A 9,982-nucleotide genomic window follows, 5' to 3' on the forward strand; every position below is an offset into this window, starting at 1 on the left:
CCGTCGCGGCGCGGATCACGGCCGGGTGGGTCACCGCGACGACCCGGCCCGGCGCCAGCTCGTCGAGCCACCGCGCCACCCGTTCGGTCAGCTCCGCGATCGACTCGCCGCCGTGCGGCGCCGCGTGCGGGTCGGTGAGCCACTGCTGCAGGCTCTCGGCCGGCACCTCGTCCATCGCCCGCCCCGCCCAGTTGCCGTAGTCCAGGTCCCGCAGCGCCCGATCGACCACGGCCGTCGTGCCCAGCGCGGCCGCAGTCTCGACGGCCCGTCGCTCCGGCGCCGCGACGACGCGGTCGGCCACCGGCGCGACCGCCCGCTCCAGTTCTCGTCGGCCGCGTTGCGACAGCGGCTCGTCGGCGGGGAACCGGACGGCGCGCTGCGCCTCCGTCGAGGCATGGGCCAGAAGGACGAGGCGAACCACGGCGGTCATCGAATCACAACCGCCGGGGGTGTCGCCTTGACAGGGGCGGGCTCACGGTGCGACTGTTCCTGCGTCACACGTGCCGAGGTGCAGGCAATCCGGTGCAAGTCCGGAGCGGTCGCGCCACTGTGACCGGGCGACCCGCCCGGGAGTCAGAAAACTGTCTCGGCGCATGGATTTTCGACGGGACGCGTTATCCCAGGAGGATGCCATGGCTACTGTCCACACCCCCGAGTCCACGATGGGCTCCGCGGCGCTGGCCGCCGCGATCACCGCCGTCGTGCTGCTCGCCTTCGTCACCCTCTACCTGGTCGGCTTCGATCAGGGCGCGATCTCGCGCACCGGCATGTTCATGCATGAGCTGATGCACGACGGCCGGCACCTGCTCGGCCTGCCGTGCCACTGAGGCCGGGGGCCGGCGTGTCACTGAGGCCGGGGGCCGGCGTGTCACCGAGTCCGGGGGCCGGCGTCTCGTCGCACCCGGACGCTGCCGTGTCGGCAGGCGTCCCGCTGACCGGCCCCTACACCCGGATCCTGCTGCGCGGCCTGCTGGCCGGCCTGATTGCCGGCCTGCTCGCCGGCGCCGTCGCCTTCGTGGTCGGCGAGCCGCACATCGAGGCCGCGATCGCGCTGGAGGAGGCCGCCGCGACGCACGCGGCCACCGAGGCGCACTCCCACACGCACGAGGCCGCGTCCGCCGGTCACAGCCACGGCGAGGACGCCCTCGTCGGCCGCACCGGGCAGAAGGTGGGCCTGATCCTCGCCACCACCCTCGCCGGTCTGGCGCTCGGCGCGCTGTTCGCGTCGGTGCTGCACTTCGCCCGGCGCCACACCACGCTGTCGGGTCCCGCTCTCGGACTGCTCGGCGCCGGAGCGGGATGGCTCGCGATCGAAGCGGTGCCGTTCCTGAAGTACCCGGCCAACCCGCCGGCGGTGGGGGACCCGGACACCATCGACCAGCGCACCCTCCTGTGGGTCGCGGCGGTCGTGCTCGGCCTCGTCGCGCTCGCGGTGGCGGTGGCCGCCGCGAAGGCGCTCGCCCGTCAGGAGCTGCGTACCGTCCGGCTCGCCGGACCGGTCCTGGCGTTCCTCGTCGTGGTCGGTCTCGGGTATGCGGTGCTGCCGACGATCGACGAGGTCGGCACGGGCTTTCCGGCCACGCTGCTGTGGGACTTCCGCGTTGCGTCGGTGATCGTTCAGACCACCCTGTGGTTCGCCCTGGGCGTGGCGTTCGCGTTCCTCACCGAACGCGCCGATCGTCGCGTGCCCGTCCGCGTGGCGTAGCCGTCGTGGGACAGGGCCTGCTCGTCGCCGGAACCACCTCGGACGCCGGGAAATCCGTGGTGACCACCGGGATCTGCCGGGCCCTGGCCCGCCGTGGGTTGTCGGTCGCGCCGTTCAAGGCGCAGAACATGTCCAACAACTCCATGGTGGCCGTCGACCCGGTCACCGGCGACGGCGTGGAAATCGGCCGCGCGCAGTGGATCCAGGCGGTGGCGGCGCGCGCCGTACCCGAGGCCGCGATGAATCCGGTGCTGCTCAAACCCGGCAGCGACCGCCGCAGTCACGTCGTCGTGCTCGGCCGGCCCGCCGGTCACCTCGAGGCCGGCGAGTTCGCCGGCGGCCGAAAGCACCTCGCCGAGGCCGCCTTCGGTGCGCTCGACGACCTGCGGGACCGGTTCGACGTGGTGGTCTGCGAGGGTGCCGGCAGCGCCGCCGAGATCAACCTGCGGGCCCACGACTACGTGAACATGGGCCTGGCCCGGCACGGCGACCTGCCGACCGTGCTCGTCGGCGACATCGATCGCGGCGGGGTGTTCGCCGCCATGTACGGCACGCTCGCCCTGCTGGATGCGTCCGATCAGGCCCTCGTCCGCGGCTTCGTGATCAACAAGTTCCGTGGAGACCTCGGGCTGTTGCGTCCCGGTCTCGAGTCGCTCGAAAAGCTCACGGGCCGGCCCGTGCTCGGCGTCCTGCCCTGGCAGCGCGGCCTGTGGCTCGACTCGGAGGACTCGCTCGCCCTGTCGTCGCGCCCGGCCCACGACGGCGCCGGGTCGCTCACCGTCGCGGTGGTGATGCTGCCGCGGATCAGCAACTTCACCGACGTCGACGCGCTGTGCCTCGAACCGGACGTGCGGCTGCGGTTCGTCGACGATCCGCGCGCCCTCGCCGGCGCCGACGTGGTGATCCTGCCCGGCACCCGCGCCACCCTCGCGGACCTCGCGTGGCTGCGCGGCCGCGGCCTCGACACCGCCGTCGCCGACCACGCCCGTCGCGGGGGCGTGGTGCTCGGGATCTGCGGCGGCTTCCAGATGCTCGGCCGGCGGATCTCCGATCCGCACGGCGTCGAGGGCACCCCCGGGGCGTGCGTGGACGGGCTCGGACTGCTGGACGTGCACACCCGTTTCGAACCGGAGAAGGTGCTGCGGCTGCCGGCCGGGTCGGCGCTCGGGGTGCCGGCCTCCGGGTACGAGATCCACCACGGCCGCATCTCCCGCGGCGGCGACGAGGAGTTCCTCGGCGGCGCCCGGGCGGGAACGGTGTTCGGCACCATGTGGCACGGCAGCCTCGAGGGCGACGCCCTGCGCACGGCGTGGCTCCGCGAGGCGGCCGCCCTCACCGGGCGCGACCTCGCCACCGGCACCGTCGGCTTCCACGCCGCCCGCGAGGCGCGCCTCGAGGTGCTCGCGGACATGGTCGAGGAGCACCTCGACGTCGGCGCCCTGCTCGGGATGCTCGGGGCTCGGCCGGTGCTGCCCACACTGACGGGCGGCCTGGCGTGACCGTCCTCATCCTCGGCGGCACCGGCGAGGCGCGGGCGCTCGCCGCCGGCCTGGACACCGCGGGGGTGGCGTACGTGTCGTCGCTTGCGGGACGGGTGCGCAACCCGCGCCTGCCGGTCGGCGACGTGCGGATCGGCGGTTTCGGCGGCATCGACGGACTGCGGGAGTATCTGCGCGGCAACGGTATCCGCAGGGTGGTCGACGCCACCCACCCGTTCGCCGCGCGGATCAGCGGTAACGCCGCGGCCGCCTGCGCGGCGGCCGGGATGCCGCTGCTGCGCCTGGCGCGGCCGGGCTGGACCGGCACCGGCGACTGGACGTGGGTCGACGACCACGATGCGGCCGCCGCGGTGGCCGCCCGGGGGGCGAGCGTGTTCCTGAGCACTGGCCGCCAGACCCTCGATCGCTTCCTCGGGCCGCTCGCGCGGCACCGCGTCCTGGTGCGGGTGGTCGAGCCGCTGGACCTCGACGTGCCGGACTCCTGGACGGTGCTGCTGGCCCGCGGCCCCTACACCGTCGACGGCGAGCGTGCGCTGCTCGCCGGCCACGGGGTGGACGTGCTCGTCACCAAGGACTCCGGCGGGGACCTCACGCGCGCCAAGCTCGACGCGGCGGCCGAACTCGGGGTGCGGGTGGTCGTCGTGCGCCGCCCGCCCTCGCCGGCGGGCGTGCCGACGGTGGCGACGGTCGCGGACGCCGTCGCGTGGGCGACGGATTCCTGCGCGGATTAGTCGTCCGTGCACGCAATGTCGTGTGCAGACGACCGGGAACCGCGCGGGTCCGCGATCTCAGACCTGCGGGCCCTCGGTGCGCAGGTCGTCGACCTTGCGCATCGCCTCGCGGAGCTCGGCGAGCCACTGCTCGCTGTGCTGCCCCACGAGCTGGACGCACCAGGCGAGCGCGTCGGAGCGCGAGCGGGCGACGCCGGCGTCGACGAGGGTGTCGAGGACCTTGCGCTCGGGCTGGCGCAACCGGGTCATCACCGGAACGGCCAAGTGGGTGAACAGCACTCGACGCTCGCCGAGCGTGACACCCCACGCGACCTTCCGGCCGTAGCGGGCCTCGGCCTCGTCGGCGATGCGCATGCGGTCCGGCCGGGTGGTCTCCCGGAACCGCGCGATGCGCCCGTCGACGGACGCCGGGCCGGTGTCCTCGGGCGGGGGCAGTTCCCCGACGACCACGATCTCCTCGCGGTCGACCTCGATGTCGGCGGGGCCGGTGAACCAGTCGTCGGGCAGGCGTCCGGCGAACCACTCGGCGGCGTCGCTCGCATCGGGGACGTCGGCCTGTTGCCAGCCGCCCGGGCGTCCGAAGCGGGGTCCGTGCATGTGCGGATGGTGTCGCATGTCGTCCTCCTCGGGACGAAGTGCCAATATCACTGATTACAGTGTTACACCGCTTACGTGATTCGCGCCATAACGGTGCTCGCGGACGCGACGACCACGGACACCGCGAGCGCGCCCGCGCCGACCCGGGCCGCGAGCCGCACGCCCCGCGCGATGTCCCCGGGTTCCGGGGCCGGGCCGTCGCCGAGGGTGCCGCGGTCCTCCACCACGCCGTGGTAGACGTTCACCCCGCCCAGAGTGACCCCGAGCGCGCCCGCGAACGCCGCCTCGACCGGCCCGGCGTTCGGGCTCGGATGCCGGTGGGCGTCGCGGCGCCAGGCCGTCAGGGCCGCGCCGGGCCGCTCGCCCAGGCCCGCCGCGAGCAGCGCGGACAGCCGCGCCGGCGCCAGGTTGAGCAGGTCGTCGAACCGGGCGGACGCCCAGCCGAACTGCTCGTGCCGCGGCGTGCGGTGGCCGACGCGGGCGTCGAGGGTGTTCGCGGCCCGGTAGCCGAGCAGGCCCGCCGGCCCCGCCACCGCACCCCACAGCAGTGGGGCGACGACGGCGTCGGAGGTGTTCTCCGCGAGGGACTCGAGGGTGGCGCGGGCGACGCCGGCGGCGTCGAGGCGCGACGGGTCGCGCCCGACGAGGTGGGTGACCTGACGGCGCGCGGCGGGCAGATCCGCGCGGCGCAGCTGGCAGTCGATCGTCGTCGCCTCCCGCGCCAGCGACCGGCCGCCGAGCACGGTCCACGTCGCGGCCGCGGTCACCGCCGTGCGCACCAGCGGACGACGCCGGGTGAGCCGGTCCACGCCGTAGCCGAGGCCGGCCGCGCCGCCGACCAGCACCGCGGTGAACAGCGTCCCGGCCGCCCGGTGGTCCGCGTACAGCGCGCGCTCGGTGGTCCGGGCGATCCGGCCGAAGCCGCTCACCGGGTGGCCGCGACGGGGATCGCCGAACGCCTGATCGGCGAGGTAGCCGAGGACGAGGCCGGCGGCGCGCGGGTTCACGTCAGGTCCCGCCATGCCCCGAGCAACGCCTCGGTGGTCTGCGCATCGCGCACCGCAATGCGCACCCAGTCGGCGCCGAGGCCGGGGAAGCTGTCCCCGCGACGCACCGCGAAGCCCTTGCCCCGCAGGCGCTCCCGCGTCCCCACGGGGACGTGCGCCAGCACGAACGGTGCCGCCGACGGGCCGGTCACCTCGATGCCGAGCGCGGTCAGGCCGTCGACGAGGACGGCGCGGTCGGCCGCGACCTGCACGGCGATGCGCTCCGCCTCGACCGTGGCCGCCGGCGACGCGCACGCGATCATCGCCGCCGCCGCCGGTGTGGACACCGACCACGGTGGCTGGTGCGCGGCGAGCTCGGCGACGATCGACTCGTCGCCGAGCACGTACCCGGCGCGGATACCGGGTATCGCCCACGTCTTGGTGAGCGAGCGGACCACCACGACACCCGGAAGCGACACGCCGGCAAGCGATTCCGTTTCCCCCGGTACCGCATCCATGAACGCCTCGTCCACCACCAGCACCCGGCCGGGCCGCGCCAGGGCCCGCAGCGCGGCACCCGGGTGCAGCACGCCGGTCGGGTTCGTGGGGTTGCCGACGATCACGAGGTCGGCGTCGTCGGGCACCAGCGCCGGGTCGAGGACGAAGCCGTCCTCGCGGCGCAGCAGCACCCGGGTCACCTCGTGCCCGGCGGCGCGCAGCGCCGCCTCCGGCTCGGTGAACTGCGGGTGCACCACCGCCGGTCGCGCCCAGCGACGGGCACGGGCGACGAGGGTGAACGCCTCCGCGCCGCCGGCGGTGGGTAGCACCTCGAGCGGGTCGCGTCCGTGCCGGGCGGCCAGGGCCGCCCGCGCCGCGCGCGGGTCCGGATACCGATCCAGCTCGGCCAGCGACCCGGCCAGCGCGGCGTCGAGCCACTCCGGGCGCGGCCGGCGCGAGACGTTGACGGCCAGATCCACCAGTCCCGGCGTGGCCTCCCGGTCGCCGTGGTGCTGCAGGTCCGGTGCGGCGGCTCGGGTCGTGCGCGGCGGCGGGGGGACCGGCGTCGCGGCCCGCACCGCGTCGGCGAACCGCTGCGCCAGCGCCGGATGCCCGGCCCAGTGGGTGTGCAGGTAGGAGGCGTGCACGGTGGCGGACGCGAAGCCGTCGGGCCGCCCGCCCAGCAGCCACGCCGGCTCGTCGGTGGAATCGACCGTGGTTCGGTGGAATTCGTGTCCGGTCACCCGCGTGCCCGCCGGCGCGAGCAGGGTCTCGCGCGGCGCGACGGCCGTGCGGTAGCCGAGGGTCAGGCGCGGCGTCATCCGGGCGGCCGCGTCGATCGCGCCGATCATCGGCGCCCCGTCCACCTCGCGGCACAGGTACAACAGCCCGGCGCACTCGGCGACGGTGGGTGTGCCGGCCGTGATCGCGGCCCGGAGATGTTCGCGCAGAGCGGTGTTCGCGGCCAGATCTGCCGCGTGCACCTCGGGGAAGCCGCCGCCGAGATAGATCCCGGCCGTGCCGTCGGGCAGTCGTTCGTCGCGCAGCGGATCGAACACCACGGTGCGGCACCCGGCGGCGCGCAGCATCTCCTCGGTCTCGGCGTAACGGAACGTGAAGGCGCGGCCGCCGGCGATCGCGACGACCGGGCCGTCGTCGGCCGGTGCCCCCGGATCCCACGGGCTCGCAGGAAGATCCGGTGCGGCGCACGCGATCCGCATCACCTCGGCGAGATCGACCCGCGCGGCGATCTGTGCGGCCAGGCGATCGAGCTGGGCGGCGGCCTCGGCCCGCTCCTGCGCCGGCACCAGCCCGAGATGCCGCGACGGCGCCGAGATCCCGTCGTCGCGCTGCAGGACGCCGAGCACCGGGACGCCCGTCGCGGCCAGGGCCTCGACCACCTCGTCGGAATGCCGCACCGAGCCGGCCTTGTTCAGGATCACCCCGGCGATGCGGACGCTGCGGTCGAACGTGGCCATCCCGTGCACCACGGCCGCGACGGAGCGGGAGGCGTGGGAGACGTCCACGACGAGGATCACCGGGGCACCGAGGACGGCGGCCGTGTGGGCGGTGGAGGCGAACCCGTCGGTGCCGAGCATCCCGTCGTACAGGCCCATCACGCCCTCGACGATCGCGACGTCGGCACCGCGGGCGCCGTGCGCGAGCAGCGGTGCGAGCAGGTCGGTGCCGACGAGATGGGCGTCCAGGTTGCGGCCGGGCCGGCCCGTCGCGAGGGCGTGGTAGCCCGGGTCGATGTAGTCCGGGCCGACCTTGTGTCCCGACACGGTGTGCCCGGCCGCCCGCAGGGCCGCCATGAGGCCCGTCGCGACCGTGGTCTTCCCGTGTCCGGAAGCCGGCGCGGCCACCACCAGCCGGGGCAGCGGTGTCATGCGGTCACCACGCCGTCACCCGCGAGTGTCACCACGCCGTCACCCGCGAGTGTCACCACGCCGTCACCCGCGAGTGTCACCACGCCGTCACCCGCGAGTGTCACCACGCCGTCACCCGCGAGTGTCACCACTCGATGCCCCTCTGGCCCTTCTGGCCCGCATCCATCGGGTGCTTGATCTTCGTCATCTCGGTGACGAGATCCGCGGCCTCGATCAGCGCCGGATGCGCCCGGCGGCCGGTGATCACGACGTGCTGGTGGCCGGGGCGCGTCCGCAGGGTCTGCACCACCTCGTCGGCGTCGATCCATCCCCAGCCGATGGGGTAGGTGAACTCGTCGAGCACGTACAGCCCGTGCTGCTCGGCGGCGAGCCGGCGCTGGATCTCCCGCCACCCGGCGAGCGCCGCGGCGGCATGGTCCTCCTCGGTGCCGTCCTTGCGCGACCACGACCACCCGGAGCCCATCTTGTGCCACTCGATCGGGCCCCCGGTGCCGCGTTCGGTGTGCAGGTCGCCGAGGGTCTCGAAGGCGGTCTGCTCGCCGAGGCGCCACTTGGCGGACTTGACGAATTGGAACACCGCGACGGACCAGCCCTGGTTCCAGCCGCGCAGTGCGAGACCGAACGCGGCGGTCGACTTGCCCTTGCCGTCGCCGGTGTGGACCATCAGCAGCGGCCGGTTGCGGCGCTGGCGGGTGGTGAGGCCGTCGTCCGGCACGGCGGTCGGTTGTCCCTTCGGCATCAGGCGGCCCTTCCTCGCACGACGGTGGTGAGCGCGTCGGCGTGGACCTCACCGACGGGGACGTGTTCGGCGCCGAGCCGCTCGGCGAGCCGGGCCGCGAGGCCCATGCGGAACCGGCCGGTCTCGGAGTCCACGACGACCGCGTCGATCCCGGCGGCGGCGAGCCGGTCGGCGGCCGCGAGGGACCGGGCCACCGCGTCCGGCCCGGCGGTGGCGCGGCCGTCGGTGACGACGACGAGCAGGGCCCGCCGGTCGGGTTCGCGCAGCCGGTGCCGCCGGATCGTCTCGGCCGCCTCGAGCAGTCCCTCGGCGAGCGGGGTGCGCCCGCCCGCCGGCAGCTCCCGCAGCCGCGTCGCGGCCACGTCCACCGAGTTGGTCGGCGGCAGCACGAGCGTGGCGCGATCCCCGCGGAAGGTCACCAGGCCCACCGTGTCGCGACGCCGGTAGGCGTCGAGCAGCAGCGACAGGATCGCCGTCTTCACCTGCGTCATCCGCTGCCGCGCCGCCATCGAGCCGGAGGCGTCGACGCACAGCAGCACCAGGTTGGCCTCGCGGCCCTCGACGACCTTCCGCCGCACCTGCCACCCGTGCGTGGTTTCGGTAGTCCCCGCTACCGGAACCACGCACGGGTGGGTGGCGGTGGCGCGGATGGTGGCGGGCAGATGGATCGGGCCGGTGTCGCCGCGACGCTCGCCGACGGTCCGGCCGACCGTGGTGCGGGCGCGGGAGCGGCGGCCCGCGGCACCGCGGCCGGTGCGGTCGGCCGTGAACAGGCGGGTCCGGTAGGGCTCGGCGGGGGCCGCGACGGACGTCGCCGCACCGGAGCCCTGCCCCCGGTCGTCCCGGCCCGGCGTCGCCTCGCCGGCGCCGGGGCCGTCCGGACCGGAATCGTCGGGACCGGAATCGTCGGGGCCGTCCGGATCGGGCTCGGGCGGCTGCTCGCCGAGCAGCTCGTCGAGCAGCGACTCGTCCATGCCGGGCTCGTCGAACGGATTGCGGCGACGACGGTGCGGCAACGCCAGCCGCGCCGCCACCGCGATGTCCGCCCGCGTCACCTCGTCGCGGCCCACCCACGCCGCATGCGCGACGGCGGTCTTCGCGGTGACCAGGTCGGCGCGCATCCCGTCGACGTCGAACGCCGCGCACACCTCCGCGATCGCGACGAGCGCGTCGTCGCCGAGCCGCACCTGCGGCAGCCGGTCGCGGGCCTGCGCCAACCGCCGCGTCAGCGCCGCCTCGGCGTCGGCCCACCGCGCGACGAACGCGTCCGGGTCGGCGTCGAACGCCAGGCGCCGCCGCACGATCTCCGCCCGCACCTGCGGATCGCGGGGCGCGGCC

At 75.1% G+C, this 9,982-nt stretch carries 11 protein-coding genes and 1 riboswitch; of the genes, 4 read left to right on the forward strand and 7 right to left on the reverse strand.

Features of this window, described 5'->3' with window-relative positions:
- Positions 1-430 (reverse strand): histidine phosphatase family protein (locus tag AIIKEEIJ_RS08025; protein WP_161995378.1); only part of this gene is annotated, 430 nt, incomplete at its 3' end.
- A gap of 59 nt (positions 431-489) precedes the next feature.
- A riboswitch (cobalamin riboswitch) is annotated at positions 490-603 on the forward strand.
- 59 nt (positions 604-662) lie between these two features.
- On the opposite strand from AIIKEEIJ_RS08025, the gene AIIKEEIJ_RS08030 reads away from it, so the two are divergent.
- The 4 genes from AIIKEEIJ_RS08030 (at position 663) to AIIKEEIJ_RS08045 (ending at position 3,935) form a co-directional block, all read left to right on the forward strand.
- A complete protein-coding gene (locus AIIKEEIJ_RS08030) occupies positions 663-827 on the forward strand; it encodes a CbtB domain-containing protein (protein ID WP_373566487.1) in 165 nt (54 codons plus the stop codon).
- A gap of 86 nt (positions 828-913) precedes the next feature.
- Positions 914-1,705 (forward strand): CbtA family protein, encoded by a 792-nt coding sequence (locus AIIKEEIJ_RS08035; RefSeq protein ID WP_161995379.1) that lies wholly within the window; start codon positions 914-916, stop codon positions 1,703-1,705.
- Between the two features lie 5 nt (positions 1,706-1,710).
- A complete protein-coding gene (locus tag AIIKEEIJ_RS08040; protein ID WP_006945396.1) occupies positions 1,711-3,204 on the forward strand; it encodes a cobyric acid synthase in 1,494 nt (497 codons plus the stop codon).
- Positions 3,201-3,935: a cobalt-precorrin-6A reductase gene (locus AIIKEEIJ_RS08045; protein ID WP_029545408.1), complete on the forward strand. Its 735-nt coding sequence runs from the start codon at positions 3,201-3,203 to the stop codon at positions 3,933-3,935. Before AIIKEEIJ_RS08040 ends, AIIKEEIJ_RS08045 begins: the two co-directional genes overlap by 4 nt.
- A gap of 57 nt (positions 3,936-3,992) precedes the next feature.
- Here AIIKEEIJ_RS08045 and AIIKEEIJ_RS08050 read toward each other — a convergent pair whose 3' ends face one another.
- From AIIKEEIJ_RS08050 to AIIKEEIJ_RS08070, 6 genes are all read right to left on the reverse strand, one after another.
- Complete coding sequence (locus AIIKEEIJ_RS08050) at positions 3,993-4,550, reverse strand: hypothetical protein (RefSeq protein WP_006945398.1); 558 nt, start codon at positions 4,548-4,550, stop codon at positions 3,993-3,995.
- Positions 4,551-4,603: 53 nt separating this feature from the next.
- Positions 4,604-5,554, reverse strand: coding sequence for a cobalamin biosynthesis protein (locus AIIKEEIJ_RS08055; RefSeq protein ID WP_161995380.1), 951 nt, complete (start codon positions 5,552-5,554; stop codon positions 4,604-4,606).
- Positions 5,536-7,905 carry a cobyrinate a,c-diamide synthase gene (locus AIIKEEIJ_RS08060; RefSeq protein WP_161995381.1) on the reverse strand — a complete coding sequence of 790 codons (2,370 nt, stop codon included), beginning with the start codon at positions 7,903-7,905 and terminating at the stop codon, positions 5,536-5,538. The genes AIIKEEIJ_RS08055 and AIIKEEIJ_RS08060 overlap by 19 nt, the downstream gene beginning before the upstream one ends.
- Positions 7,902-8,036, reverse strand: coding sequence for a hypothetical protein (locus AIIKEEIJ_RS33605; protein WP_274386549.1), 135 nt, complete (start codon positions 8,034-8,036; stop codon positions 7,902-7,904). The genes AIIKEEIJ_RS08060 and AIIKEEIJ_RS33605 overlap by 4 nt, the downstream gene beginning before the upstream one ends.
- On the reverse strand, positions 8,030-8,644 hold the full coding sequence (gene cobO, locus AIIKEEIJ_RS08065; protein WP_006945402.1) for a cob(I)yrinic acid a,c-diamide adenosyltransferase: 615 nt from the start codon (positions 8,642-8,644) through the stop codon (positions 8,030-8,032). Before cobO ends, AIIKEEIJ_RS33605 begins: the two co-directional genes overlap by 7 nt.
- The coding region (locus tag AIIKEEIJ_RS08070) for a VWA domain-containing protein (protein ID WP_161995382.1) at positions 8,644-9,982 on the reverse strand (1,339 nt) is incomplete at its 5' end. The genes AIIKEEIJ_RS08070 and cobO, both read right to left, overlap by 1 nt.

It is taken from the genome of Rhodococcus sp. YH1 (genome assembly GCF_009939605.1).
GTDB lineage: Bacteria > Actinomycetota > Actinomycetes > Mycobacteriales > Mycobacteriaceae > Rhodococcus > Rhodococcus aetherivorans.